Origin of the sequence: Micromonospora sp. DT81.3, from assembly GCF_049847225.1 — a bacterium.
Lineage (GTDB): Bacteria > Actinomycetota > Actinomycetes > Actinomycetales > Microbacteriaceae > Microbacterium.
The window spans coordinates 440,148-466,455 of record NZ_JBNCNY010000002.1 but is presented as its reverse complement, the minus strand read 5'-3'; the positions used below and the strand labels follow the sequence as shown (position 1 = coordinate 466,455).

At 70.6% G+C, this 26,308-nt stretch carries 27 protein-coding genes; 22 read left to right on the top strand and 5 right to left on the bottom strand.

Annotated elements, in window-relative coordinates:
* Positions 1 to 5: 5 nt before the first annotated feature.
* Positions 6 to 698: a PadR family transcriptional regulator gene (locus tag ACPW96_RS06460; RefSeq protein ID WP_425882399.1), complete on the bottom strand. Its 693-nt coding sequence runs from the start codon at positions 696 to 698 to the stop codon at positions 6 to 8.
* Between the two features lie 109 nt (positions 699 to 807).
* Between ACPW96_RS06460 and secA the strand changes: the two genes are divergently transcribed.
* The 17 genes from secA to ACPW96_RS06375 all read left to right on the top strand — a co-directional run bounded on the left by secA (position 808) and on the right by ACPW96_RS06375 (position 19,761).
* Positions 808 to 3,639, top strand: coding sequence for a preprotein translocase subunit SecA (gene secA, locus ACPW96_RS06455; protein WP_425882398.1), 2,832 nt, complete (start codon positions 808 to 810; stop codon positions 3,637 to 3,639).
* A gap of 221 nt (positions 3,640 to 3,860) precedes the next feature.
* The gene (locus ACPW96_RS06450) at positions 3,861 to 4,199 is read left to right on the top strand and encodes a hypothetical protein (RefSeq protein ID WP_425817207.1); all 339 of its coding nucleotides are present in this window, start codon (positions 3,861 to 3,863) and stop codon (positions 4,197 to 4,199) included.
* A 39-nt stretch (positions 4,200 to 4,238) separates the two neighbouring features.
* A complete protein-coding gene (locus ACPW96_RS06445; protein WP_425882397.1) occupies positions 4,239 to 4,547 on the top strand; it encodes a pore-forming ESAT-6 family protein in 309 nt (102 codons plus the stop codon).
* Positions 4,548 to 4,622: 75 nt separating this feature from the next.
* Positions 4,623 to 4,967: a DUF6507 family protein gene (locus ACPW96_RS06440; RefSeq protein WP_425817211.1), complete on the top strand. Its 345-nt coding sequence runs from the start codon at positions 4,623 to 4,625 to the stop codon at positions 4,965 to 4,967.
* A gap of 12 nt (positions 4,968 to 4,979) precedes the next feature.
* On the top strand, positions 4,980 to 7,094 hold the full coding sequence (locus ACPW96_RS06435) for a hypothetical protein (RefSeq protein WP_425882396.1): 2,115 nt from the start codon (positions 4,980 to 4,982) through the stop codon (positions 7,092 to 7,094).
* A 62-nt stretch (positions 7,095 to 7,156) separates the two neighbouring features.
* On the top strand, positions 7,157 to 7,678 hold the full coding sequence (locus ACPW96_RS06430; protein WP_425817214.1) for a DUF6301 family protein: 522 nt from the start codon (positions 7,157 to 7,159) through the stop codon (positions 7,676 to 7,678).
* A 73-nt stretch (positions 7,679 to 7,751) separates the two neighbouring features.
* Positions 7,752 to 8,276, top strand: a complete 525-nt coding sequence (locus ACPW96_RS06425) for a DUF6301 family protein (RefSeq protein WP_425882395.1) — start codon at positions 7,752 to 7,754, stop codon at positions 8,274 to 8,276.
* 368 nt (positions 8,277 to 8,644) lie between these two features.
* On the top strand, positions 8,645 to 9,580 hold the full coding sequence (locus ACPW96_RS06420; protein WP_425882394.1) for an FHA domain-containing protein: 936 nt from the start codon (positions 8,645 to 8,647) through the stop codon (positions 9,578 to 9,580).
* Positions 9,577 to 10,647, top strand: coding sequence for a DUF6177 family protein (locus tag ACPW96_RS06415; protein ID WP_425817222.1), 1,071 nt, complete (start codon positions 9,577 to 9,579; stop codon positions 10,645 to 10,647). The genes ACPW96_RS06420 and ACPW96_RS06415 overlap by 4 nt, the downstream gene beginning before the upstream one ends.
* A complete protein-coding gene (locus ACPW96_RS06410) occupies positions 10,644 to 10,934 on the top strand; it encodes a hypothetical protein (RefSeq protein WP_425817224.1) in 291 nt (96 codons plus the stop codon). Before ACPW96_RS06415 ends, ACPW96_RS06410 begins: the two co-directional genes overlap by 4 nt.
* Positions 10,931 to 12,247, top strand: a complete 1,317-nt coding sequence (eccD, locus tag ACPW96_RS06405; protein ID WP_425882393.1) for a type VII secretion integral membrane protein EccD — start codon at positions 10,931 to 10,933, stop codon at positions 12,245 to 12,247. The genes ACPW96_RS06410 and eccD overlap by 4 nt, the downstream gene beginning before the upstream one ends.
* Positions 12,213 to 13,085, top strand: a complete 873-nt coding sequence (locus tag ACPW96_RS06400) for a hypothetical protein (RefSeq protein ID WP_425882392.1) — start codon at positions 12,213 to 12,215, stop codon at positions 13,083 to 13,085. Before eccD ends, ACPW96_RS06400 begins: the two co-directional genes overlap by 35 nt.
* Complete coding sequence (gene eccCa / locus ACPW96_RS06395; protein WP_425882391.1) at positions 13,082 to 17,050, top strand: type VII secretion protein EccCa; 3,969 nt, start codon at positions 13,082 to 13,084, stop codon at positions 17,048 to 17,050. Before ACPW96_RS06400 ends, eccCa begins: the two co-directional genes overlap by 4 nt.
* Positions 17,040 to 17,396, top strand: a complete 357-nt coding sequence (locus ACPW96_RS06390) for a hypothetical protein (protein ID WP_425817232.1) — start codon at positions 17,040 to 17,042, stop codon at positions 17,394 to 17,396. The genes eccCa and ACPW96_RS06390 overlap by 11 nt, the downstream gene beginning before the upstream one ends.
* The gene (locus ACPW96_RS06385; protein WP_425882390.1) at positions 17,393 to 18,031 is read left to right on the top strand and encodes a hypothetical protein; all 639 of its coding nucleotides are present in this window, start codon (positions 17,393 to 17,395) and stop codon (positions 18,029 to 18,031) included. The genes ACPW96_RS06390 and ACPW96_RS06385 overlap by 4 nt, the downstream gene beginning before the upstream one ends.
* A gap of 84 nt (positions 18,032 to 18,115) precedes the next feature.
* Positions 18,116 to 19,342 (top strand): pyridoxal phosphate-dependent aminotransferase, encoded by a 1,227-nt coding sequence (locus tag ACPW96_RS06380; protein ID WP_425882389.1) that lies wholly within the window; start codon positions 18,116 to 18,118, stop codon positions 19,340 to 19,342.
* 68 nt (positions 19,343 to 19,410) lie between these two features.
* Positions 19,411 to 19,761 (top strand): hypothetical protein, encoded by a 351-nt coding sequence (locus tag ACPW96_RS06375; protein ID WP_425882388.1) that lies wholly within the window; start codon positions 19,411 to 19,413, stop codon positions 19,759 to 19,761.
* A 97-nt stretch (positions 19,762 to 19,858) separates the two neighbouring features.
* On the opposite strand, the gene ACPW96_RS06370 is transcribed toward ACPW96_RS06375, so the two are convergent.
* Complete coding sequence (locus ACPW96_RS06370) at positions 19,859 to 20,302, bottom strand: Rv3235 family protein (protein WP_425882387.1); 444 nt, start codon at positions 20,300 to 20,302, stop codon at positions 19,859 to 19,861.
* A 129-nt stretch (positions 20,303 to 20,431) separates the two neighbouring features.
* Here ACPW96_RS06370 and ACPW96_RS06365 point away from each other — a divergent pair, with 129 nt between their 5' ends.
* Positions 20,432 to 21,052 carry a hypothetical protein gene (locus ACPW96_RS06365; RefSeq protein ID WP_425817240.1) on the top strand — a complete coding sequence of 207 codons (621 nt, stop codon included), beginning with the start codon at positions 20,432 to 20,434 and terminating at the stop codon, positions 21,050 to 21,052.
* A 25-nt stretch (positions 21,053 to 21,077) separates the two neighbouring features.
* Here the strand turns inward: ACPW96_RS06365 and ACPW96_RS06360 are convergent, their stop codons facing one another.
* Entirely contained in the window at positions 21,078 to 21,356 is a 279-nt protein-coding gene (locus ACPW96_RS06360) for a helix-turn-helix domain-containing protein (protein WP_425817242.1), read from the bottom strand.
* A 100-nt stretch (positions 21,357 to 21,456) separates the two neighbouring features.
* Between ACPW96_RS06360 and ACPW96_RS06355 the strand changes: the two genes are divergently transcribed.
* Genes ACPW96_RS06355 through ACPW96_RS06345 form a run of 3 tightly spaced genes read left to right on the top strand, consistent with a single transcriptional unit; the run spans position 21,457 to position 24,893 of the window.
* Positions 21,457 to 22,083, top strand: coding sequence for a hypothetical protein (locus tag ACPW96_RS06355; protein ID WP_425817244.1), 627 nt, complete (start codon positions 21,457 to 21,459; stop codon positions 22,081 to 22,083).
* On the top strand, positions 22,080 to 23,390 hold the full coding sequence (locus ACPW96_RS06350) for an AAA family ATPase (RefSeq protein ID WP_425882386.1): 1,311 nt from the start codon (positions 22,080 to 22,082) through the stop codon (positions 23,388 to 23,390). Before ACPW96_RS06355 ends, ACPW96_RS06350 begins: the two co-directional genes overlap by 4 nt.
* A gap of 9 nt (positions 23,391 to 23,399) precedes the next feature.
* A complete protein-coding gene (locus ACPW96_RS06345) occupies positions 23,400 to 24,893 on the top strand; it encodes a sensor histidine kinase (RefSeq protein WP_425817248.1) in 1,494 nt (497 codons plus the stop codon).
* Between the two features lie 3 nt (positions 24,894 to 24,896).
* Here ACPW96_RS06345 and ACPW96_RS06340 read toward each other — a convergent pair whose 3' ends face one another.
* The gene (locus tag ACPW96_RS06340) at positions 24,897 to 25,145 is read right to left on the bottom strand and encodes a WhiB family transcriptional regulator (protein WP_036295594.1); all 249 of its coding nucleotides are present in this window, start codon (positions 25,143 to 25,145) and stop codon (positions 24,897 to 24,899) included.
* A 253-nt stretch (positions 25,146 to 25,398) separates the two neighbouring features.
* Between ACPW96_RS06340 and ACPW96_RS06335 the strand changes: the two genes are divergently transcribed.
* Positions 25,399 to 25,830 carry a hypothetical protein gene (locus ACPW96_RS06335; RefSeq protein WP_425882385.1) on the top strand — a complete coding sequence of 144 codons (432 nt, stop codon included), beginning with the start codon at positions 25,399 to 25,401 and terminating at the stop codon, positions 25,828 to 25,830.
* Here ACPW96_RS06335 and bcp read toward each other — a convergent pair.
* Complete coding sequence (gene bcp / locus ACPW96_RS06330) at positions 25,827 to 26,303, bottom strand: thioredoxin-dependent thiol peroxidase (RefSeq protein WP_425817253.1); 477 nt, start codon at positions 26,301 to 26,303, stop codon at positions 25,827 to 25,829. The two genes, ACPW96_RS06335 and bcp, sit on opposite strands and share 4 nt — an antisense overlap.
* Between the last annotated feature and the right edge of the window lie 5 nt (positions 26,304 to 26,308).

Below are 26,308 nucleotides of genomic sequence, written 5' to 3'. Positions count from 1 at the left end.
TCAGGTTAGTCCGCGGCGCTCGGATGTCGAAGTGCCGGTCGCCCGCGTCTCGGCCGTGCCGTCGCCAGCTCGAGAGCCATCGCGTGCTCGGGATGCCGCGCCAGGCGTCGCTCGGTGTGGTCGAGCCAACTCAGCTCGGCCTGGACGGCGAAGATCATCGAGTCCATCACGAGCGACCACGCGAGCTCCTCCGCCCCGGATGCGCCGGCGTAGCGGGTGTCCTCCAGCCGCTCGAGCTGTCCGAGCGACGCGGCCCGCTGCGCCGCGATCACGGCGGTGACGTCGACACCCGGCAGGGTCGCCGCAACGGCGAGTTTGAGCGGGAGCTCGTCGCGCGCGCCCCGCGCTCGCTGCACGGGAGCCCCGAGCCAATCGGCGACCTCGGCGGACCCGGCATCCGTGATGTGGTAGTAGACGTGCCCCTGCGCGTCGCTGTCGCCCTTCGCCACCAGCCCGTCGCGCTCGAGGCGGTCGAGCGTGTTGTAGATCTGCCCGACGTTGAGCGGCCAGATGGAGCCCGTCCGGCGGTCGAACTCGGCGCGCAGCTGATACCCGTAGCAGGGTCCCTGGTCGAGGATCGCCAGCAGGCTCTGTCGCACCGACACCGTCGCCTCCCCGTCCCGGCATCCGAGGAGGATGCCGCCGATCGCCTGCCGAGTATATAGATACCCGGTAGATACCTGTGGATGACCGAGCATCACAGGTCATTTGCAGGTCACGGACGGATAACATAGGCAGGTATGCCTGGCGTCAGCGCCGGCGGCGACGGCGCCTACCGCGCCGCACCCGATAGATGGAGATCGACACGTGGCCAACCCCCTGGAGAGACTGCTCCGCGCCGGAGAGGGACGCATCCTCAAGCGGCTGCAGCAGGTCGTGAAGGCCGTCAACGCCCTCGAAGAGGACTACGCGCAACTGACCGACGAGGAGCTCCGCGGCGAGACGGCGGAGCTGCGCGCTCGCCACGAGGCGGGCGAATCGCTCGACAAGCTCATGCCCGAGGCCTTCGCGGCCGTGCGGGAGGCCGCCAAGCGCACGCTGGGCCAGCGCCCCTACGACGTGCAGATCATGGGTGGCGCGGCCCTTCACCTCGGCAACATCGCCGAGATGAAGACCGGTGAGGGCAAGACGCTCGTCGCGACCCTGCCCGCCTACCTGAACGCCATCGCCGGCAAGGGCGTGCACATCGTCACGGTGAACGACTTCCTCGCCACCTACCAGTCCGAGCTGATGGGCCGCGTGTTCCGCACCCTCGGCATGACGACCGGTGTCATCGTGGCGGGGCAGACGCCGGAGGTCCGCCGCCAGCAGTACCTCTGCGACATCACCTACGGCACGAACAACGAGTTCGGCTTCGACTACCTGCGCGACAACATGGCCTGGCGCAAGGAAGACCTCGTGCAGCGAGGGCACTTCTACGCCATCGTCGATGAGGTCGACTCCATCCTGATCGACGAGGCCCGTACGCCGCTCATCATCTCGGGCCCGTCGTCGGGCGAGGCGAACCGCTGGTTCGTCGAGTTCGCGCGCATCGCAAAGACGCTCGAACCCGGCATCGACTACGAGGTCGACGAGAAGAAGCGCACCATCGGCGTGCTCGAGCCCGGCATCGAGAAGGTCGAGGACTACCTCGGCATCGACAACCTCTACGAGTCCGCGAACACGCCGCTGATCTCCTTCCTGAACAACTCGATCAAGGCCCTCGCGCTGTTCAAGCGCGACACCGACTATGTCGTGATGAACGACGAGGTCATGATCGTCGACGAGCACACGGGTCGCATCCTGGTCGGTCGCCGCTACAACGAGGGCATCCACCAGGCGATCGAGGCGAAGGAGTCCGTCCCCGTCAAGGCCGAAAACCAGACGCTGGCCACCGTGACGCTGCAGAACTACTTCCGCCTCTACGACAAGCTCGCCGGCATGACCGGCACGGCCGAGACCGAGGCGGCCGAGTTCATGTCGACCTACGAGCTCGGGGTGGTCGCGATCCCCACGAACAAGCCGATGATCCGCAAGGACCAGGCCGACCTCGTCTACAAGAACGAAGCGGCGAAGTTCGCTCAGGTGGTCGAGGACATCGCCGTTCGTCACGAGAGCGGGCAGCCCGTGCTCGTCGGCACCGTGAGCGTCGAGAAGAGCGAGCACCTCTCGCGCCTGCTGTCGAAGAAGGGCATCAAGCACGAAGTGCTGAACGCGAAGAACCACGCGCGTGAGGCCGAGATCGTCGCCCGCGCCGGGCGCCTGGGCGCCGTGACCGTCGCCACGAACATGGCGGGTCGCGGCACCGACATCATGCTCGGCGGCAACGCGGAGTTCCTCGCCGTGCAGGAGATGAAGGCGAAGGGGCTCGACCCGGCCGAGACGCCGGACGAGTACGACGCCGAGTGGGAGGGCGTCTACGAGCAGATGCGGGATCGCGTCGCCACGGAGGCCACCAAGGTCGTCGAGGCCGGGGGCCTGTACGTGCTCGGCACCGAGCGCCACGAGTCCCGCCGCATCGACAACCAGCTGCGCGGGCGCTCCGGTCGTCAGGGGGACCCCGGCGAGAGCCGCTTCTACCTGTCCCTCACCGACGACCTGATGCGCCTCTTCCAGTCGGGCGCCGCCGAGGCGATCCTTGCGCGCACGAGCTTCCCCGACGACGTGGCGATCGAGTCGACCATGGTCTCGCGGGCGATCAAGAGCGCCCAGTCCCAGGTCGAGGCCCGCAACGCCGAGATCCGCAAGAACGTGCTCAAGTACGACGACGTGCTGAACCGCCAGCGCGAGGCGATCTACTCCGACCGCCGCCACATCCTCGAGGGCGATGACATCGCCGACCGTGTGCAGCACTTCATCGAGGACGCCATCACCGGCGTGATCAAGGACCACACCGGGACGGGTCACAACGAGAGCTGGGACTTCGACGCCCTCTGGACGGAGCTCAAGACCCTCTATCCGGTGGGCGTGACGATCGACGAGGTCGTCGCCGAGGGGGCCGGCCGAAAGGGCGGCATCTCGGCCGATGGGCTCGTTCGCGAGATCCTCTCCGACGCCCGCATCGCCTACGAGCGCCGCGAGGAGACCCTCGGGGCCGCGGCGACACGCGAGCTCGAGCGCCGCGTGGTCATGCAGGTGCTCGACCGCCGGTGGCGCGACCACCTCTACGAGATGGATTACCTGAAGGACGGCATCGGCCTGCGAGCCATGGCTCAGCGCGATCCGCTGATCGAGTACCAGCGCGAGGGCTACCAGATGTTCCAGTCGATGATGGGACAGATCAAGGAGGAGTCCGTCGGCTACCTCTACAACCTCGAGGTCGAGGTGCGCCGTCCGGCGGAGGGCGAGCGGCCGGCGCAGGTCGAGGCGAAGGGATTGGCGGCCGCACCGGTCGATGGCCACGGGCTTCAGTACTCGGCGCCCAACGATGCGGGCGAGGTCGAGGTGCGCAACGACAGGGGCCAGGTGCAGCAGGCCGCCACGGCGCGTCTCCGCCAGGCGGCAGCCAAGGGTGCCGGCGCGCCGACGGCGGTCGTCGAGGCGGAGGCCCCGGTCACTCGCGGCGCGTTCGGGCAGCGCACCGAGGCGCCGGCGGGTGCCGCCGCGCAGCCCGCGCCGCAGAACCGCGCGCAGCGCCGCGCCACCGACAAGCGCAAGTAGCCCGCCCCGGGCCGCCGACCGGCCCGGGACGGGCATTGCCGGTGGGGATGACGACATCCCCCACCCGCCCATGTCATATGCCACCGCGGCCATACCTGAAAGATCCATCAAATGATTTGAAGAGATCGGGATCGCTAGGTAGCCTCGTTGGGCGACGACGTGGATGGCGTCGCCGAAGCCGCGGCTCGCGGCTCCGTTGCGGACAATGAGGGGTAAGCATCGTGGCCACCAAGTTCGACACAGGCGCTGACACGCTCAGCATCCTCAACAAGCAGACCTCGGCGCAGTCCGACAACCTCGGGGCGCTCATCATGCAGCTCGCCCAGGCTTCGGAGCCGGTCGAGAAGTCGTTCCAGGGACCGGCTCGGCAGGTGTTCGACGTGTTCCAGCGCAACGCGCAGGCGATCGCGTCCGAGGTCAACCGCGCGCTGGGTGCGATCCTGCAGGGCTCCGTCGGCATGGACACGTCCGTGCAGCAGGGAGTCCAGGAGCAGGCGGAGCAGACGCGCGGCGTCGACGGCGCACAGGACTACACGGGCTTCTCCGGCCGAGCCGTCTAGCCATCGACATCCGGAACGAAACCACAAGGAGCACGTGACATGCCTGCATCAGACCGCCTTGCCTTCGACATCAACGACTCGCAGTCCTCTCAGGCGAACTTCCTCGCCATCGCCAGCCACCTCGAGCGGCTCATCGCCGAGCGCGACAAGGAAGTGAAGACGGCTATGGCGGATGCCCGCATCGACGGCGCCGACGCGACCTACCTCGCCAAGGAGCAGCGCTGGACGACCATCTCAGAGAACACGAAGAGCATCATCCAGGCGCTCAAGCAGGCGATGACCGAGAACGACGCGACCGCCCAGACCGCGCTCGCGAAGGCGAAGGCGGCCGTCGACGCGATCGCGTAGCCGACGACGGCGCCGCCTCGGGGCAAATCGCCTCGAGGAAGCGCAGTCGTCCGGTATGGCGAGGAGGTGCAGACCATGGGATTCGAGATAGCGCCAGCGGCGGTGCAGGGGATCGTTCACGCCGTCAAGGGCGAGGCGACCGAGCTTTCGGACGGCATCGACGTCGAGAGCCTGGAGGGTGACGTGGCGGCCATGGCTTCAGCCCCCGCGCCCGGCGCCGCCCAGGCGGTCGCCGAGTTTCTGGGACACGAGTCGCCCGTCATCCAGAGCATCGGCAATCGCATCACCGCGTGCCTGCTCGGCGTGACGACCGTGACCAACTCCTACACGACCGCCAGTGACGAGATGCTGCAGACCGTGCAGTCCAAGGCGATCGCGTCCGCCGAATCCGGCGACTTCTCGTACTTCGGGGTCGAGTGAGGTGATCGCCGTATGACCGACCCGAGGCTTCCCGACATCGGCGCCCACCCGCTGAACACCATGGACACCGAGTCCATCGAGACGGCGGCGGCGTCGATCGCGGCGCTCGGCAGGGTCGTCGGCCAGAACGGAGCCCAGGCCGTGACGGCATGGGCTCCGATCTCCTCCGCGTATCAAGGTCCCGGAGACGCCGAGCTCATCGCGGCCATGGCGCCGGTGAGCACGCTCTCGACCGAGGTGTCGACCCGCACCGCCTCGGTGGCCAGGAGTCTGCGGACGCTCAAGCAGACGGCCGATGAGATCAAGGCGACGATGACGACGCTGAAGGCCGACCTGGTCGACCTGCGCGCGGATGTCGCGGCGTTCGAGCCGACGCAGCCCACGGGTGGGCGTGTGCCGCACGGTGCTGTGCGGACCGACTGGTGGGACGACCCCGCTCTCGAGGCCGAGAACCAGCGCATCATCAAAGGCCTGAACGACTGCGTCGAGCGGATGCACGAGGCCGAGAGGGTGTGCATCAACGAGATCCGCGCGCTGCACAACCTGTCGCCGCTGACCGCGGGAGAAGGCAGCTACGCCGACGGACACTACGGCGTCGACGAGATCCCGCACGAGGCCGAGACCCCGTGGGGCACGGCCGAGCCCGATGACGAGGACTGCGCTGAAGCCGCGGGAAGCTGGGTCGTCAACGCGGGCAAGGACCTCGCGGGGCTGGTCGGCATGCAGTGGGACAGCGACGGCGACTTCTCCTGGACCCTCGACAATTTCACCGAGACGTGGACCGGCATGGCGGTGCTCATCACCCGCAATCCCGAGACGGGCGAGTGGTTCGACTGGGGCGCCGCCGGGGATGCGTGGCTCGGTGCCGGCAAGGACTTCCTCGCCTGGGACCGCTGGTCGGAGAACCCGCAGGGAGCGTTCACGGACGTCGTGCTCAACGTGGGCACCTCCTTCATCGCCGGTGCCGGCGCCGCCACGAAGATCGCCAAGGTGGGCAAGCTCGGCCGTCGCGGAGACGTCGACGTGGATGTGGACGTCGACATCGACGCGGGCGACTTCGCGGTCCCGCGCATCGACGTGGACTCCGACCTCGACCTCGACATCGACTTCGGAGATCTCGATCTCGACATCGACGTGCCGGCCGACCGGCCGGATGTGCCGGCCGACCGGCCGGACGTGCCGGCCGACCGTCCGGATGTGCCGGCCGACCGGCCGGACGTGCCGGTCGACCGTCCGGATGTCACCGGCGACCGCGTCGACGTTCCTCAGGATGGCGCCGACACACCGGGCGACCACGCGGACGGCGCCGGGTCGGACGACACTCCCGCCGCCGATGTCGACCGCGATGCCGTGGACCCGCGGACGGCGGGCCGCACGCCGAACGAGGACGTCGTGTTCCAGCCGTCCCAGGACTACGTCGACGCCGTCGACGCGCGCACAGACGCGGTGGAGGTGCGCCGGGATGCGGTGGCGGAGCGCAGAGACGCCATCGCGCGCCTCGACGAACTGGGGATGCCCGTCTCGGATAAGGATCTCCTCAAGGGCAACATCACCGCCTCGATGAACCGGTTGGAAGCATCCGTGCTCGATGACCCCGACCTCACGCCCGACGAAGCCGCGGAGCGGTTGAACGCGATCGACGATATGCGGACCGCGGCATGGGACGAGCGCGCCTCTTACACGGCGCAGGCGAACGCGTCGGAGCGCCTGGGCGACGCGGCCGCTCGTGATGCGATCCGCTCGCAGGGCGCCGACGTGGTCGTCGACGGAGCGGGCGCCAGCGCCGGACAGTTCGACCAGGTGGGTCTCACTCACGACGGCAGGACGCTGATCGTGGCGGAGGCGAAAGGCGGTTCGGCAGAGCTCAGCGCGAGGGGACGCGTGCTGCCGGACGGCACCCGAGCCGCTCAGGGATCCACGTTGTACTTCAATGACGTCTTCCGCGTCGACCCGACCCTGCAGAGGTACCTCGCGGAGAATCCGGATGTCGCTCACGGCCTTGCCGATGGCACGATCGACGTGAGGTACCAGCTGGTGAAGGCGGACGGGTCAGGGTCGGTCCAGATCGAGGACCTGGCGCTCGACCCGGAGGCGCTCGATCTCACTCTCCCGGTTCCGGTCGGCTGAGCGAACCGAGGGAGCACTGCGCGGCCCGGCACCCGCCGCGGGGGCTCGCATAGACTGAGAACATGACCGTGAGTTCCGCGACCATCGATGATCTGCGCCCCATTGTGGACGCCTTCGCGGAGTTCACCTGGCCCGCGCCGAGGGACTCGATGCACCCCGTCGCTGAAAAGCTCGGCTGGACGCTGCAGCTGGACAGGCCGAAGGGCATCAACTATCAGACCGCCTATGGCTTCGGGCGCGGTCGCGCCAGCGTGCTCATCAGCGACGATGACATCGCCGAGGTGACGGTGCATGTCAGCGCCCGGATCGATGAAGACGATCAGGAGCAGCGTGCGCAGCTCGCGCAGGCCTTCTCCGCCGTTCGAGGCGCCCTCGAGCAGATTCTCGGGACTCCCGCTCACGTGCGCCGCGGCGAGTACCCCAGGATCTCGTGGGACCTGGCCAGCGGCGGTCGCATCGCCCTCGACAGGCTGGGCGCCGTGGTGGCTCTCACCGTGCTGCAGCAGAAGTACGCGGACATCGAGCGCTTCGAAGAATCGCGCGGCATCCCCGACGACCGCGATCCCGAGGCCGACCTGGTCTGACCCCCGGCGTCGCCGGCCCTTCGCTGCACGCCGGCGACGCAGGACCCTGTCGAACGCTGAATATGCTGTCGAGGTGACTGACGTGGAATATGCAAGCGCGCCCAGGCTCAGGTCGATCATCGATGAGTTCACGGCACTCGCATGGCCGGCGGACAGGGCCGTCCTGGGGCCGATAGCCGATCGGCTCGCGTGGGTCGTGCGGCTGGATCTTCCCGGGAGCATCGACTATCTGTCCGAGGTGGGCGCCTCTCGAGCGTTGGTGAACGTCTTGCTCGACGAGGGCCTTGTCGCCGAGGTCAAGGCGGGTGTCAGCTCACAGATCGACGAGACGGATTCCGCGCAGCAGGAGGCGCTCGCGGATGCGTTCACGGCCGTCGTCGCTGACGTGCAGGCGATTCTGGGCGCGCCCGCGCATCGCCGCCGCGGGGAGTATCCCCGCGTGTCGTGGGACCTGCCGAACGGAGGACGTGTCGCCGTTCAGTGGCTCGGCTTCGTCGTTCAGCTGGTCGTGCTGCAGAAGAGGTACGCTGACGTCGAGCGCTTCGAGGAGTCGCGCGGGGTAAGCGCGGATCGCGACGCCGGAGCGGACCTCGGTTGAAGGCTCCTGGGCTCGCATCGTGGGAGTGAAGCACGCGACGATCGATGATCTGCGTGAGATCGTCGACGCGTTCTCGGTCGGTGGGCGCACGAGCGACGCGGCGCGAACCCCCGCGTCTCGTGGGACCTTGAGAACGGCGGCCGTATCGCTCTCGAAAGGCTGAGCGCGGTCGTGTCACTCTACGTGCTGCAGAAGAAGTACGCCGATGCCGAGCGGTCCGAGGAGAAGCGAGGCGTTCCCGAGGAGCGCGATCCTGAGGCCGACCTGATCTGACGCGGCCTCACCGACTGCCGCGCCCTGAGCCGATTCCGGCCGGTCGATTAGGCTGGGCTGGTGACAGACGTGGATGCCTGGTGCGGACGGGCCGCATGACGCTCGTCGACGCCGTCGTCGTCTGCGGCCGGTGCGGGGGACCGGCATCCGCCTCCGCCGTGAGCTGCCCCGCGTGCCGCGGTGGCATCCCCGGCGAACTGCTCCCGATCGTGCGAGTAAGCCCGCTCTCGACCGGGGCGACCAACGCATCCCCGACTCGCCGCGCGGCATCCTGTGCCGTCTCCGTGGCGGTCCCCGTTCTGGCCGGAACCGCCGCCGCGCTCGCCGCCTCGCTGACGACACCTTGGCGTGTCACCCTCGGCGTCGCCGTGTTCCTCGCGCTGGCCGCGCTGCAGTTCGCGACGTGGTTGTGGTGGGGCCGAGCGCTCGGCAACGTCCTCACGTCCACGCGCACGGTCCGTGCGGACGACGGCACGGCACTGTCATCGGGAGGGATCCGCCGGCTGTTCCGTGGTGGGGAGGCGGTGCTCGCGGCTCCCGGCGTGCAGCAGGGACCGCTGCTTCGCCGCATCGGGGCCGCCACCGTCTCGGTACGGGGCGACCGCGATCCGCTCCGGCTGGGCGCGGTCGAACGGGTCGAGCTGCCGTCTCGGCCGACCGGTGGAGCTCGACGACACGGGCGCCTACGTCCCCTCATGCTCGTCTTCGACGACCGGCTCCGCGTGCCCCTCGAGCGCAGCATCGTGCTCGGTCGCAACCCCGAGCGGCCGGAGTCCGAGCCGGACACCATCGTCCTCGCCCTTCCCGACATGTCCCGGTCGATCTCCAAGGCGCACGTGCGCATCGACCGGGAGGCCGAACGCGTGTTCGTGCAGGACCTGGGGTCGACCAACGGGACCGAGCTGGTCGCCCACGACCGGTTGTCCGAGCTCTCGGCCGGCTCGCGCGTAGAGCTGCCCCCGGGGGCCCATCTGCTGCTGGCCGGGCATCGGCTTCGCATCGAGGGCTGGGAAGAGGGGTCGGCGGCATGAGCGCACCACGGCCCGTCTACCCGCACCCGCTGCTCGACGCGCGCGCGTCCGGGGTCGTCATCACCCGCTCGGTCGCAAGCCGTCTCACCCTCAGCGCTGGGCGCTCCGACTTCCTGCTCGAGGCGCAGCGCAAGGAGCGGCGTGCCGTCCTCACGACGAGCGCGGACGCGGTGCTCAGCGATCACCTCGTCGCGCTCATCAACGCCGTGGGAGCCGCCTGGGGTGTGACGGATGCCGCCGGCGAGGCCTGGGACGGGCTGACGGGACGGCGTCTGGCCCGAGCCGAGGCGGCGGATCATCGGCCGGCGAAGGGACCGGAAGACCTCCACCCCGGATTCCTCACGCCCGAATCGACGTCCATCCGCGTGCGCGTCTCGGTGGCGCGTCGACACCGCAACGCCTTCGAGACGATCCTCGGGGGAGACGTGGAGCAGCTCGCGCCGCTGCTGTCCGGGGCGCTTCCCGCGGGGTGGGGCACCAGTGAGCCCAGCGGCATGCCATGGGATCGCGAGGCACTGACGACCTATGCGCGAGAGGCCGATCGCCCGACGCGGGTCGTCGTCGCGGGGTCCAACGGGGGCCGTGCGCTGACCGGCTACGTCTCCGCTCACCGCACGACCGCCGGCATCGAAGAGGTCTCCGAGCTGCTGGTGAACCTCGGAGGGGAGAACGACGCCGAGACGGCCGGCCGGATCGCCGGGGTCGCAGCCGCCCTCGAGTCCATCGCCCCGGGGGTGCCGCTGTTCGCCGCCGCCTTCGCGGATCCCGGCCGCGCCGACCTCTTCCGTGCCGCGCGCTTCCCCCGCCCGTTCTGGCCCCTCGCCCTTCTCGTCGGCGCGCCGGCCGTGCGCACCCTCGGCATCGACCCCCACGCCGTCGCCGGCCGCCACGGTGGCGCCGTCCTCGGCGGGCGCCGCACGCCTGCGCTGATGCTCGACCTCAGCGGGCTCACCGCCCCGGCGAGCTGGATCCGCCTGCGTGCCTTCGTCGACGATCTGGGAGCGGAGCGCATCGCCGAGGCGTCCCCCGCGATGGCGGGCATGCTGTTCGGGGGGAGTGCGGAGTGAGCGACCGCGATGCGCTCCTGCTGGAAGCCGTCACCGTGCACCGGGATCGACTGTCGTCGGCTCTCGTGTTCGGACCGCCGCGTGCCCGCAGATCCGTCGGGACGAACGTACGGCGCTTCGTAGGGAGCGTCGTCCTCGCGGCGGTCGTCTGCGCCGTCTGCGTCGCGATCTCCTTCATCGGCAGTGTGCTCGCGCAACAGGAGCGGGACGCGCGGGAGAGATCGCTGAGCTCGGCTCCCCTCAGCTCCGTGGTGGCGCCGGCGTCGGCGGGATGGGAGGCGGGATGACCGGGTACACGAGGATCACCCTCGTCGGCGAGCGCCTGCGTGGCGACGTCGTCGTTCCGAACGACGAGCCGTTCGTCGGCCTTCTGCCGGAGCTGCTCGATCTCATCGGCGAGGGCGAGCGCTTCGCCGGCGCGCCCGTGCAGCTGGTGCGCCGCACGGGGCAGCAGCTCGACCTGTCGGCGACGGCGGGGGAGCTGGCCATTCCGGATGGCGACGTCCTGCGGGTCGTGCACGCCGAGGAGGCGCCCCCACCGCCGGAAGTCGCCGACGTGACCGACGTCGTCGCGGAGTCGCTCGTCCGGCGATCGGATCGCTGGGGAGAATCCGCACGCCAGTGGGTGGGGGCGCTGGCGGTCGGTGCCGGCACGCTCGCCGTCGCTTTCCAGGTGACAGCCGGGCTGGATCGAGCGGCATCGGTGGCAGCGCTCGTCGTCGGGTACGTCGCATCGCTCGCCGCGGCGATCGTCTTCGGACGCCTCGGATGGTCGTGGTCCCGGCGATGGACGACTGCCGTCGCGCTCGGAATCGCCCCGCCGCTCGCGGTCGCGGTCGGCGCTTCGGCGGGGGCCGACGACGTGTTCGACGCGATTCTCGCCGTCGGGCTGGCGTGGATCGCCATCGGCGTCGGATTCGGTCTGGCGGCGCGCTCGGCTCCCGCCGCGTGGGGGGCGCTCGCGGGGTCAGGCGCAACGGCGGCCGCGGTGGGACTCGCCCTCAGCTCCGTGCCTCTCGTCGTCACCGCCGCGATCGTGGGTCTCGCCGCGCTCGTCGTGATCGGAATCCTTCCCCCCATCGCGCTCGCAGCCTCCGGGCTGTCGCGGCTCGATGATGCCGCCCTGGCGGGATCGCTGCCCTCTCGGCGGAATGTGCAGCGCTCGCTCGACGACGCGTACGCCAGCCTGGCGTGGCTCTGCGTCGCGCTGTCGGTCACGGCAGGCGCGGCCGCCGTCGTGCTCGTGCTCTCTGGCGACATCTTCGCCGTGCTCCTCGGCGTCGCGATCGCGCTCGTCCTCGCCCTGCGAACGCGGCAGTTCCCCCTCGTATCGCACGTCGTTCCGCTGTGGGCCGGCGCCGTGGCCACGATCCTGGCCGTGGCCTACTCGCCGCTGCTCCCGGCGGGCGCCGACGCTCTCGTACTCGTCGGGCTGGCGATCGCCGCGATCGTCCTGGTCGGTGTTCGACCATCCGCGCACGGACGGGTGCGGCTGCGACGCTGGGGAAACGCGCTCGAGCTGCTCGCCGTCATCTCCACCGTGCCTCTTCTGCTCGGCGTGCTCGATGTCTACCCCGATCTGCTGCGGACGTTCGGCTGACATGACGGATGCCGGGCAGCGCGTTCCCCTCATCGCCGGCGGGGCGGGATGGGCGGATCGCCAGCGCGTGTACGTCGACCTCGATCGCCGCGTCCGCACCCCCTTGCCGACCAGCCGGCGCGTATCGGTCCTCTCTCTCGCGGGCGGAACGGGTGCCAGCAGCGTCGCCGCCGCGGTGGCGGCGCTGGCGGCCGCGCGACGGGCGCGCCCCGTGCTCGCCGTCGACGCGCACGGATCGACGCACGGCCTCGCGGAGAAGCTCGGCTGGGAGAGCGCCGAGCGGATGACGGCGCCGGATGCCGTGCGCGAGCGCGCTCGCACCTTCTCGGAGGCGACGAACGGCCTCCCGCACCGCGGGAGCCTCCACTTCCTCGGGCTCGGCCGTGAGAGCGCGGCGGTGTGGCCGGCGGACGTTGCGGAGTGGCGGGAAGCTGTTGCTCCCATCGGCCGCTTCTTCCCGCTCGTCGTGACGGACTGGGGCCGGAGGCGAGAGCTCACAGCCGTTGCCGAGATCGCCCGTGCCTCGCACTCCGTCTGCGTCGTCGCGGCGGCAGACCGACGAGGCCTCGAAGAGGCCGCGTCGCTCGTGCCCGCGATGCGCGTGGAACCCGGCGCGCCCGACGTCACGCTCGTGCTCGTCGACGTGTCCGACGCGGGCGGCTCGGCCACACGCGTGCGGCTCGGGCCCCTCGATGCCCCCGTGCTGCGTGTGCCGTTCGATGCCAGGCTGGCGTCCGGCATCGGCGCCGGCGGGCGCACCCGCCGTGCGTGGCTCGCCATCGCCGCGGCCGTCATCGCCGGGCGGGCGTCCGATGCGTCGCAGGAGGTCGCATCGTGACGGTGCGGGTCATCCATCGACCGGCGAGGGTCGTGCGGCCCCCGGAGCCTCCCGTTCCCCGCGAGGTCGCCGCGCCGCCGCGCGCCACCGACGAAGGCCGCGGCTTCCCGCTGCAGATGCTGCTTCCCGTCATCGGCGCGATGTCCTCGGTGGTGATGATCACGGTCCTCCGCACGAACCCGCTGATGGTCATCGTTGCGGCGATGATCTTCGTCGTGGCAGTCGTCGGCGGCATCGGGATGGCGCTCACGCAGCGCGGGCAGACGGTTCGGCGCCGGCGAACCCAGCGCCAGCGGTTCCTCGAGCACCTCGAGAACGAGCGCGAGCAGCTCCGCGCGGTCGGCGACGACGTGCGGAGGACCGCAGTGCTCACGGACCCTCCGCCCGCCGCGCTTCCGGACATCCTCCGCGACCCCGCGCGCCGCTGGGAGAGACGGCGGTCAGACGGCGACTTCCTGCGCCTGCGCATCGGCACTGGGCCCGTCGACTGGCATGCCCTCACGCTCCCCGCCGACACCAACCCGGTCGAACCGCACGATGAGCTGCTGCGCGGGGAGCTCACCCAGCTGCTGCACCACTACTCCGTCGTGCGGGACATGCCCGCCACGGTCGAACTCGACCGTGTCGGCGACGTGTCCATCGTCGGTCCCCGGGACGCCACCCTCGGTGTCGCGCGTGCGCTCTACGCCCAGATCATCGCCTTCCACGCACCCGACGACGTCTCGATCGCGCTGGTCCACCCCCCGGAGCTCGAGGGGGATTGGGACGGGCTCGACGTCGTGGGGCACGTGCAGGCGACCGACGTCTTCGACGGCCCGGTCGCGGCCCGGCGTGTCGCCCCGACGCTCGAACGGCTCTCGAGCCTTCTCGCACCGTGGCTGCAGGCGCGAGCCGAGGCGGTGGCCGCGGAGCGTCGAACGGGACGAACGGGGGCGAGCGCGCGGATGTCGCGGCTGCTGGTCTTCGTCGACCACGGAGCCGCGACCGCATCTTCGCTCGCCGCGGCGGAGCGCGAGGCGACGCTGCGAGAGCTCGGCATCACGATCGTGCACCTCGTCGATGATCGGCTCAAAGAACCGTCGGAAGTCTCGGTGCGCATCACGGCGACCGGCGACCGGCTCGTCGTCGACGATGTGCGCAAGCAACCCCCTGCCACCGGTATCCGTGCCGACCAGCCGGGACTGCGCGAAGTGCGGGCGCTGGCGGCGACGGTCGCACCGCTCCGCCTGAGCCGCAGCGACGCACGGCGGGATGCCGAAACGGGTGACGTCATCGGGGTGCTGGAGTCGCTCGGCTACGACGGCCTGTCCGCCGAGCAGCTGGCTCATGCCTGGCGCCCGCGCGCCGAAAGCGCCTTCCTGCGCGTGCCGATCGGGGTCGATGAGAACGACGAGGTCGTCGAGCTCGATCTGAAGGAGTCCGCGCAGCTCGGCATGGGCCCGCATGGCATCGCCATCGGGGCGACCGGCTCCGGCAAGTCCGAGTTGCTCCGCACCCTCGTGCTGGGACTCGTCCTGACCCATCCGCCCGAGGATCTGGCCATGGTGCTGGTGGATTACAAAGGCGGGGCGGCCTTCGCACCGTTCGCCGCCCTGCCGCACGTCGCGGGCGTCATCGACAATCTCGCCGACGACGCCCAGCTCACGCGCCGGGCCCAGACGAGCATCGCGGGAGAGGTGCGCCGGCGCCAGGAGCTGTTGCGCGACGCCGGCTCGGTCGCATCCATCTCGGCATACCGCCGCCTGCGGCGGCAGCATCCCGAGATGCCTCCCATGCCGCATCTCCTGCTGGTGATCGACGAGTTCGGCGAGCTGCTCACCGCCGAGCCGGACTTCGTCGATCTGCTGCTGACGATCGGCCGGATCGGGCGTTCGATCGGTGTGCACCTGCTGCTGTCGAGCCAGCGCATCGAACAGGGCAAGCTGCGCGGCCTCGACACGTATCTGTCGTATCGGATCGGGCTGCGCACGTTCTCCGAGTCCGAAAGCCAGGTGATCCTCGACACGCGGGACGCGTTCCATCTGCCGGCGATCCCGGGCTTCGGCTACCTCAAGGTCGACACCACGAAGTACACGCGCTTCCGGGCCGGCTATGTGTCGGGACCGCTGCCCACTCCGTCCGAGCCGCAGGCGGAGGAGAGGGCGCGCCCCATCCTGCTGCCGCGCTACAACACGATCGAGGCGGATGCCGCTGGTCGCGATGGTGCCGATGCAGAGGTGCGGCTCGCAACCCCGGTGCACGTCGGGCCCAGCCTGCTCGATGCCGCCGTCGAGCTGCTCCGCGACGCACGCCCGCCCGTGCCACCCGTGTGGCTGCCGCCGCTGCCCACGAAGTTCGCGTTCGAGCGCGTACGGGGCGCACGGGCCGACGGTCCTCTGCAGGTGCCGGTCGGCCTTCTCGATGACCCCGCACGCCAGCGCCAGGGCCCCTGGCTGCTGGACCTCACGAGGGGCGGCGGGCACCTCGCGGTGTACGGAGCGCCCCAGACCGGCCGCTCCACCTTCCTCCGCACCCTCGGCATGGGTTTCGCCCTGACCCACACGCCGGTCGAGGTGTCGATCTACGGCCTGGACCTCTCCGGCGGCGGGCTCGCGCGGCTCGAACCGTTCCCGCACGTCGGCGGCGTCGCCACCCGCTTCGATCCCGAGCGAATCGGGCGCCTTCTCGATGAGCTGCTCGCCATGATGCGGGCCCGGGAGTCCATCTTCCGCGAGCGCGGCATCGACTCGCTCGCGGTGCTGCGTGCGCGGCACGCCCGCGGCGAGATCCCCGAGCTGATCGCCCCCGACATCGTGCTCCTCGTCGACGGGTTCTCGCAGCTGCGCGGCGAGTTCGAGGAGTTCGAGGAGCGGCTGATGGCCCTGCTCGGACGTGGCGGATCCTTCGGCATCCACCTCGTTCTCGCGATGAACCGATGGAACGATGTGCCGATGCGGCACCAGTCGCACGTCGGGCAGCGGATCGAGTTCCGCCTCAACGACGCCATGGACTCGCAGGTCGGCCGCAAGATCGCCGAGACGCTCAAGGAGGCGGGCCCCGGCCGCGCGGTGACGGCGGAGGGGCTGTTCGGTCAGATCGCACTCCCCGTGCAGACCGTCGTCGACGACGGGGAGATCGGCCCTGCGCTCGAAGATCTCGCCCGCCGGTTCGCCGACGGCTGGAGCGGGGTCGCCGCGACACCCATCCGCCTGCTGCCCGAGCTGCTCGACCCGGCGGACCTGCCGGACGCGCTGGACGAGCCGGACCGCGTGCCGATCGGCGTGCGGCAGGACGATCTCGCCGGGGAGTTCTTCGACCCGCGCATCGAGCAGCACCTGCTCGTGTACGGTGACGCCGGCAGCGGAAAATCCTCGATCCTCCGGGGCATCGCGGAGGGATTCATGGAGCGCTACACCGCCGACGAGGTCGTGTTCGCCGTCATGGACGCCCGCGGCCACGTCGCGCCGGTCGTGCCGGAGGAGTACCTGGGCGGGCACGCCCCGAACGCACGCCGGGCCGAAGTGCTCGCCACGTCGGTGGCGCAGGAGCTGGCCCGCCGCAGCGACCCCGCCGAGGCGGCGCGCAAGCCGGGTCCGCGGGTGGTGGTGCTCGTGGATGACCACGACATCCTGAGCTCCGGCGGCGATGACCCGCTCGCGCCGCTCATCCCCTACCTGCCGTCGGCCCGCGACCTGCGGCTGCACGTGTTCCTGACCCGGCCGGTCGCCGGATCGACCCGCGCATCGTTCGAGGTCGGCATCCAGTCGCTCCGCGACACCGGGGGAACCGGCCTCGTTCTCTCGGGAGAACGATCGGAAGGGCAGGTGTTCCCGCGGGTGTACGCCGAGCAGATGGTCCCTGGCCGCGCGCGCATCGTGCGCCGCGGGCGCCCGCCGGGCGTCATCCACCTCGCGCACTTCCCGCTGCGCCGCCCGTCGCCGGCCATGGCCGCCACACCCGCAGGAGATAATTCGGATGCCTCGTGAGTTCATCCTCGTGTCGGAGCGATCCCCCGATACGGACGATCTACGCGCCGCCGCGGGGGCGCTCGGCCACACCGTGACGATCGCGCGCGCGAAGGCCGGCGCGCTCGATCTGGTGCTCGACGGCGAGGGCCGCGTGCTGCTGTCGGTCGAATACACCCAGCGCATCGCCGTGCCCGACGAGATCGAGCGACTGGCACCGGCCGCGTCCTCGCTGCTTCCCGGGCCGGTGTTCTGGACCGAGTGCTGGGCACCGTTCGGGGCCGACGGAGAGGTGGGCGAGCGCATCGCCGAGGGGGTCGCCCGGGCGTGCGGCGGCGTGTGCGTCAAAGAGGATGGCGGGCTGTGACGCAGCCCATCCCTCCGGCGCCGCCTGCTGCGCCCTCGCTCCGGCAGACCCGCCGGGCGACCCGATCAGGCGGGCAGCGCATCGTCGTCGTGTCCGGGAGCGGCGGCGAGGGCGCGACGACGGTCGCCGCACTCGTCTGGTCGAGGCTCGCCGACGCCGGCCTCTCGGCGGACGCGCTGTCGCGCGCCGATGACCCGCTGACTGTTCGCCTGCCGAACGCCGACGGGAGCGACGGCGTACTCTCGGTCGTCGACCCCGGACCCCATGCCCTCGACCAGACGCTGTCGGACTCGGACGTCCTCGTGGTGGTCTGCGCCGCGACGACCGTCTCGATCGAGCGCGGCCGGGACGTGCTCGCCGAGGCCGACGACCGGGACGTGCGAGCACCGGCGCTCGTGGTCTGCGCCCGCACCGAGAGCGAGGGTCGGCGCGCACGCGTGCGGGTCGCTCAGGCTCTGCGGGCGGATCCGCGCGTCGTGACCCTGCCGTACGACCCGGCGCTCGCCGGCTCCGCGCGCCTGGATCCGGACCGGATGAGCGCGACGACGCTCGCTGCCGGTCACCGCGTGCTCGAGCTCCTCGGCGCCGCGAGCGGCGGCATCGCGAACCCAGCCGGGTCGGATCGTCGCGGCTGAATCCGGCGCGATCGTGCGTGCGTGCGCCCCGACCCGGCCACCGTCGGTCGATTGGCCGCGTGGGGGCGAGGATATCCTGATCCGATGAGCACCCTCCGTCCGCTCGACCAGTCGTCGAAGCTGAAGAACGTCCTGTACGAGATCCGCGGCAACGCCCTCGTAGAGGCCGCCCGGCTGGAGTCCGAGGGGCACTCGGTGCTCAAGCTCAACACCGGCAACCCCGCGACCTTCGGGTTCGAGGCGCCGTACCAGATCGTCCGCGACATGATCGCCTCCATCCCTCACGCGCACGGGTACTCGGACAGCCGCGGCATCCTGCCCGCCCGTCAGGCCATCGTGTACCGCTACGAGGACGTTCCGGGGTTCCCACGTCTGGATCCGGACGACGTCTTCCTCGGCAACGGCGTCTCCGAGCTGATCACGATGACGATGCAGGCGCTTCTCGATGAGGGCGATGAGGTGCTGATCCCGGCTCCGGACTACCCGCTCTGGACCGCGATGACGAGCCTGGCCGGCGGCACCCCGGTGCACTACCTCTGCGACGAGGACGCCGGATGGCAGCCGGACCTGGAGGACATCCGCTCCAAGGTCAGCCCGCGCACGAAGGCCATCGTCGTCATCAACCCGAACAATCCGACCGGGGCGGTGTACTCCCGCGAGGTGCTCGAGGGTCTCGTCGAGATCGCCCGGGAGAATTCGCTGCTGCTCCTCGCCGACGAGATCTATGACCGCATCCTCTTCGACGACGCCGTGCACATTCCGCTCGCAACCCTGGCGCCCGAGCTGCTGTGCCTCACCTTCAACGGTCTTTCCAAGACCTACCGGGTGGCCGGCTACCGCTCGGGCTGGCTCGCGATCACCGGCCCGAAGCAGCACGCGAAGGGGTTCCTGGAGGGCATCAACCTCCTCGCGTCGACACGACTCTGCCCCAACGTTCCCGCCCAGCACGCCGTGCAGGCGGCCCTCAGCGGCGTGCAGTCGATCGACGCCCTGATCGCGCCGTCGGGCCGACTGCACGAGCAGCGGGATGCAGCGTGGCAGGGTCTCGAGGCGATTCCCGGAGTGACCTGCCACCGTGCGGAGGGCGCCCTGTATGCGTTCCCTCGTCTGGATCCGAACGTCCACGAGATCCGCGACGACGGCAAGCTGGTCTACGACCTGCTCGTCAGCGAACACGTCCTGCTGGTGCAGGGCACGGGATTCAACTGGCCCACACCGGACCACCTGCGCATCGTCACGCTTCCGGAGGCGCGCGTGCTCACGGACGCGATCGAGCGCCTCGGCAACTTCCTCGCCGGCTACCGGCAGTGACGGCTAGCCCGTCCGCCGCGGGCGAGCAACCCCCTGTGGCGCAGCGAGGGTCGGCGTAGCGTTCGGGCATGGCAATCGAACTCAATCAACCGGCGCTGCGCAATGCGCGCGCTCTGGTGCGAGACGGCAAGGTCGTGAAGGACGAGCGCGACGACTGGTCGGAAGCCGCCCCGACCGCCGACGAGGAGAATGCGTTCATCGAGCGCGAGGGCTGGACGGAGTACTCGCACTGGCACCTCGGCATCGACAAGGGCGAGAACCGCGAGACGAAGCAGGCGTACAGCTTTCCCTTCGGCGACTTCCGCAAGGTGCACCGCTCGGGGGTGATCTCCGGAGAGAGCCGGGCGGGGCAGCACGACCACACCGAGATCCGGGACGCGCTGAAAGACCTGCTCGACCTCATCGACGCGGAGGAGTGATCCCGCGCCCCGGCCGAGGCCGGGACCGGTTCAGTCATGCGTTGCGGAGACGTGAGCGGGCCGGCCGCTCCGTTGAGGCCGACCCGGGTCCGGGAGGCTAGAGCAGCGCGAGGGAGGTCGCGCGCCAGCGGCGATCCATGCCCTCGAGCCGGATCGCCACGGCGCGCGTTCGCGCCGGACCCGCCACGATGACCACCGCTTCGACGACGCCGTCCGCGGGCGACGTGTGCCGGACCGAGAGGATGGCGTGCTTCGGGCGGGAAGCCGGAACCCCGCGGGCGCTGCGGGCGCGGGTGGCGAGGTTCGCGCGACCGACGAGCTTGCGGTACGCGTCTTCTGTGAGCCAGCGTGCCAGTTGGTCCACTTCGCGCACGCCGGCCAGCACCTCCAGCACACCGCGCGTGAGGTTGGTGAGAAGGGGTTCCGGATCGGGTAGCGCCTCGGACGAGGTGCGCTGATGAGTGAAGTACTCGTGCAGTGCGGCGGGGTCGCCGAACTGCGCGTAAGGGCGGGCTGCAGAGCCCGAGGGCGGCATTGCCATCGGTGCCTATCGGGTAAGGGGGGAGACGGTCCGAGAAGTACAACACATCGCAAAGCACACTCAGGAACCGGAACGGCTCCTGTGGATAACTTGTGATGGGGTCGTGACCTTTGCCCTACTCTTCGAAAGGTGCGCTGGGATCTCTTCTTCGAGGACCTCGAGGATCAGCTGGCCTCCGAATGGGAGGCCGAACGCGCCGCGCTCGACACGGAGGCGGAGCGCCTGCGGCTCTCGCGGATGGAGCTGCGGTCGCGGCTGGCAGCGCTCGTGGGAGCGAGGTCGACGGACGATGTGGCTCCTCCGTCGCTGGAATTGGCGGACGGCACGACGCTCTCGGCCCGCATCCAGGCGCTCGGTGCCGACTGGCTGGCGGCCGTTCCCGCGGACGGGGGCCGGTGGGGCATCACGATCGTGCCGCTGGCCGGCATCCGGGGGGTCGGACTGGCGTACGGCGAGCTGCTGCGCACCGCTCGCCCGCTCGACGCGCGCGCCGGCCTGTCCGAGCGGATGACGTTCGGATTCGTGATGAGGGATGTCGCGCGGCGGCGCGCGCCCGTTTCAGTGGGTCTCCTGTCCGGCCGTGTGCTGACCGGAACCATCGACCGCGCGGGCGCCGATCATCTGGATGTCGCCCTGCACGAACCAGGCGCTCCCCGCCGTGCCGGTGACGTGCTGGGCTACCGGCTCGTGCCGTTCTCAGCCATCGCGTGGGCACGGCTGGACGGTGCGAACTCGCTTTCCGTGTCGTGACGGAGGTGGTGTCGGTGCGCGCCGCTCAGTCGCCGCGCGCGGTGCGGGAGCCCCACACCTCGGGAAAGCTCGCGGCGTTGGACTCGTTCCAGAGCGCCATGCGACGCGCCTCCTCGACCTGATCATCGAGGTAGTCGGCGACGCTCGCCTCTTCGACGCGCCAGCGGGCGGGCGAACCCAGGCGGGCGCCCCGCAGACGGCCTTCCTGCACGAGCGCAACGACCTCATCGACCGAGATGCTGAGAAGCTCGGCGACTTGCGCGGGTGCGAGGTAGCGCACGCCGGAGGTCGGGTCTACGGGCATGTCACCCATTATGGCGCCGGGAGAGGGGGTCGGCTCCGGGGCCCGAGGGGCTGTGGATAACATCCAGGGCACATCGGCGGCCCCTGCGACCATTGCCTGCATGAGCCATCCGCATCCCGTTCGGCGCCGCGCCTTCTGGGGCGATGCCCGCTTCTTCATCGGCATCCTTCTGATCATCGCCTCCATCGCGGGGGTGTGGTTCGTCGTCGCCTCTGCTCGCCAGACCGCCCCCGTGTTCGCCGCCGACCGCACGATCGTCGTCGGCGAGACCGTCACCGCTGACGAACTGCGCGTGGTGGATGTCGCGCTCGGCCAGGTCGGCGATGCGTACCTCACCCCGGACCGCCTCGGCGACGGACTCATCGCGACGCGCACGATCGAGGACGGCGAGCTCGTCCCGGCCAGCGCGGTCGGCGATGCGACCGCATCCCGCTCCACGACGATCGTCGTCCGCAGCGCCGTGGACGTGCCGAGCTCCATCGAGCCCGGATCGAGCGTCGAGCTCTGGAGCGCGCCGCTGGTGGAGCGGGGAACCTACGACACTCCCCGCATCCTGATCGCCGACGCCACGGTGGCCGCGGTGACGCGGGACGACACCATGATCGGAGGCGGTTCCGCGATGCTCGAACTCGTCATCCCGCGGGCCGAGGTCGCCGAAGCGCTCGCGGAGGTGGCCGCCGCCTCGGCACTGTCCGTCGTGCCGACCGGCGGAGCGGACGCCCCGTGATCGGCGCCCCCTCGGCGCCGCTCGCGCGGGTGGTCATCGCGCACGATCACGCCACCCGGCTCGCCGCGGAGTTGCGGGCCGAGGGCGTCGAGGTGCTCGCGACGCTGGCGCCACAAGCGCTCGCCGACGCCGCGGCCGATGTGGCACTCGGGGGCGAGGCGGCGGCCGTGTGGTCGGTGCTCGCCGAGGCCGACGCGCTCGTGCTGCACGCGAGCCGCGAGACGCTGACCGCGGCGGCCGTCGCCGCGTGCGACCGGCATGGTGTGCGCATCCTGCCCCTCGCCGATGATGCCGCCTCACGCAGGCTGGTCGGCTCCTTCGGGCTCGGAGAGCCGCTCGGGACGGATGTCGAGGCGTGGCGCATCGCGCGGGCGCTGAGCGCGCCGACCATGGCGGCGCCGGAGCCGCTCTCCGATTCCACGCCGACGCGGATCATCGCCGTCTGGGGTCCCGGCGGTGCACCCGGTCGGTCGACGCTCGCGATCGAGCTCGCCGTCGAACTGGCGCGTGGCGGTCGCCATGTGGGCCTCATCGATGCCGACACCCACGGGCCGTCCCTCGCGCTGGCGCTCGGGCTGGCGGATGAGGGCCCCGGGTTCGCGGCCGTGTGCCGGCAGGCCGAGCTCGGCGGGCTCGACGCCAGGGAACTGACCCGCGTGAGCGCGCCCCTGACCCACCCCGACGGCTCCGTCGACGTGCTGACGGGCCTCAACCGGCCGAGCCGGTGGCCGGAGCTGAGCGATGCGCGGGTGACGGCGGCCCTCGCCGCATGCCGTGAGTGGGCCGACTACGTGGTGGTGGATGTCGCGGCCTCGCTCGAGCGCGACGAGGAGATCGTGAGCGACCTCGACGGCCCACGGCGCAACGCCGCGACGCTCGCCGCGCTGCGTTCCGCCGACCTCGTGGTCGCGGTCGCCTCGGCCGACCCCCTCGGGGTGTCGCGCTTCCTGCGCGGCTACGACGAGCTGCGGGCGACCATCGGCGTGACGCCGGTGTCGGTGGTCGTGAACCGCCTCAGACCAGGCGCCCTCGGCATAGACGCCCGCGGTCAGGTTCGGCGGACGCTGGAGCGGTTCGCGGGCATCACCCAGGTCACCTTCGTGCCCCTGGACGCCCGGGCAGCGGATGCCGCGATGCTCTCCGCCCGGCCGATCGCGGAGGTGGCGCCCCGATCCGCCGTGACGCAGGCCGTGCGGCGGCTCGTCGGCGACCTCGTCGGGCCGGGCGCGGCATCCGCTTCCCAGGGCACCAAGGCCCGCCGGCGCCGCGGTGTCGCGCAATCCGAAGAGGGTCTTCGCACCGCCTAAGCTGGAACGGTGTCGACCCTCAGCGATCTGGTCTATGCGCAGGGGCGCTCCAGCGAATCCGATGTCGAGTGGCTGCACCGCCTCGCCAGCGATGGGCAGCTTCTCGCCGATCTGGCGTTCGCCGACATCGTGATCTGGGTGCCGACGTCCGACGATTCGTTCGTGGCCGTCGCGCACACCCGCCCGAGCGGGGCGGCGACCCTGTTCTACCGCGACATCGTCGGTGACCGCGTGCGGCCGCAGTGGCGCACGCAGGTGCGCGAGGCCTTCCACGCGGCGCGCATCGTCGACTCGGCGTCACCCGATTGGTTCGAGGAGACCCCGACCCGCGTGCGCGCCGCCCCGATCGTGCGCACCATGGGGCGCGAGGGCGAGGTGCCCACCGTGATCGGCGTGCTCACCCGGCACACCAACCTCGGCGAGACGCGCACGCCGTCGCGTCAGCAGATCACCTTCAACGACTGCGCCGACGACCTGTTCGGCATGGTGGCCTCCGGTGACTTCCCCGATCTCTCCGCTCCCACCGCTCCGCGCCGGGGCGCTCCCCGCGCATCGGACGGCCTGATCCGCCTCGATGTCGCCGGCGTCACGACGTTCGCCAGCCCGAACGCCCTCTCCGCCTTCAACCGGATGGGCTTCGACGACGAGCTCGAGGGCGAGTCGCTCATCGAGGTGACGAGTGGCATCCTGCCCGCCACGCGCCAGATCGACGAGTCGCTTCCGGTCGTCGTGACGGGCCGAGCGCCGTGGCGCACCGACATCGAGGCGCGCGGCGTCACGGTGTCGCTCCGGGCGATCCCCCTCCGCGATCACGGCCAGCGCATCGGCGCCATCGTGCTGTGCCGGGACGTCACAGAGCTGCGTCATCAGGAGCAGGAGCTCATCACCAAGGACGCGACGATCCGCGAGATCCACCATCGGGTCAAGAACAACCTGCAGACCGTGGCCTCGCTGCTGCGCATCCAGGCGCGTCGCACGCACTCGGAGGAGGCCCGCGAGGCGCTCACGCAGGCGATGCGGCGAGTGGCGGCCATCGCGGTCGTGCACGACACGCTGTCGGAGGGGCTGGCCCAGACCGTCGACTTCGACGAGGTGTTCGATCGCGTGCTGCGCCTCGTCGCCGAGGTCGCCGCCGCGCCGAACACGCGGGCGAAGACCTCCTCATCCGGAACCTTCGGCACGCTGCCCAGCGAATACGCGACGCCGCTCGCGCTGGCTCTCACCGAGCTCGTCACCAACGCCGTCGAGCACGGGCTCGCCGGCCGGGAGGGTCAGGTCGAGATCGTCGCCGAGCGCTCGGACGAGAGCCTCGAGGTGCGCGTGCGCGACACCGGGTCCGGGCTGCCGGAGGGTCAGGTCGGCCGCGGCCTCGGCACGCAGATCGTTCGCACCCTCATCCAGGGCGAGCTCGGCGGCACCATCGATTGGCACACGATCGTCGGCAGTGGCACGGAGGTCACGATCGACATCCCGCTGCGGTGGATCGACCGCACGGCGAAGTAGCGCTCAGGAGGCGCGACGTGCGCGAGCGGCGCGACGTTTGAGGGCCCGGCGCTCGTCCTCGCTGAGGCCGCCCCAGACCCCGGAGTCCTGCCCGGACTCGAGCGCGTACTGAAGGCAGATCTCGGTGACCGTGCAACGAGCACAGACGGCTTTCGCCTTCTCGATCTGGTCGACCGCGGGGCCCGTGTTGCCGACCGGGAAGAACAGCTCGGGGTCGACTGTCAGGCAGGCCGCTTTGTCGCGCCAGTCCATGGTGGTGCTCCTCGTTTGCGAAGGGGGATGAGCGAGTGCTCAGATCCCGTGAACGGGTCGGATACCCGGGTGTGTTGCGAGCGATTGCTCGCCCCACGCCGCTGTGGGAGCACATGGCTTCAACCATCGTCCCACAGCGCGTAACGTGAATCAAGGGATAAACGAGCCGTTTCTGTGCGATTTGCTGAGCATTCGCACGGAGGGCTGGAGCTTTCTGACAAACAACACTTCGCGGAAGGACCCATAGTTAGGGATGCGCACACACCGGGCCGCGACGGCGGCCGCACTTCTCGTCGGGCTCGAAGCGCTCGGACTCGTCGGTCTTGCCGCGTGGCAGGTGACGGCCCTCCTCTCGGGTGACCTCACATCCCCCGCGACGGCGGTCGCCCTGCTCGTGCTGACGCTCATCGGCGCCGCCTCGGTGCTCGCCTTCGCAGTCGGCATCGCACGCGGGCGGTCGTGGGGACGCTCCGGCGGCGTCGTGACCCAGGTGCTGATCCTCGCCGTCGCGCTCGGCGCGGTGACCGGAGCCTACGCGGATCCGCCGATCGCCCTGGCGCTCGCCGCTCCTGCGGTGATCGCACTGGTGCTGCTCGTGCTCGCGGCACGCAGCGCAGCGGCGGAAGCGTCGGCGGGGGAGCGGCCCGATGCGGACAGCCCGGGCGCCCCCGTGGATCGGAGCTAGGCGTCCAGGCCCACCAGCCGGCGGATGCGAGCGACGTGGCCCGTCGCCTTCACGTTGTAGAGCGCCTGCTCGATGATGCCGTTCTCGTCGACGACGAAGGTGGAGCGGATCACGCCCATGACCGTGCGGCCGTAGTTCTGCTTCTCGCCCCACACGCCGTACGCCTCGTGCACGGCGCGGTCCGGATCGCTCAGCAGATCGAAGGTGAGGGCATCGTTCTCGCGGAACTCGCGCAGCTTCTCCGGCAGGTCGCGGGAGACGCCGAGGACCGTGTAGCCGGCGCCCTGCAGCGACGACAGGCTGTCGCGGAAGTCGCACGCCTCCGTGGTGCAGCCGGGGGTCATCGCCTCCGGGTAGAAGTAGAGGATCACCTTCTGCCCTCGCAGGGCCGAGAGGGAGACCTCCCGCTCGTCCTGGTCGAGCAGGGTGAAGTCGGGAGCGGGGGAGCCGGGTTCGAGCTGCGTGGTCGTCACGCTTC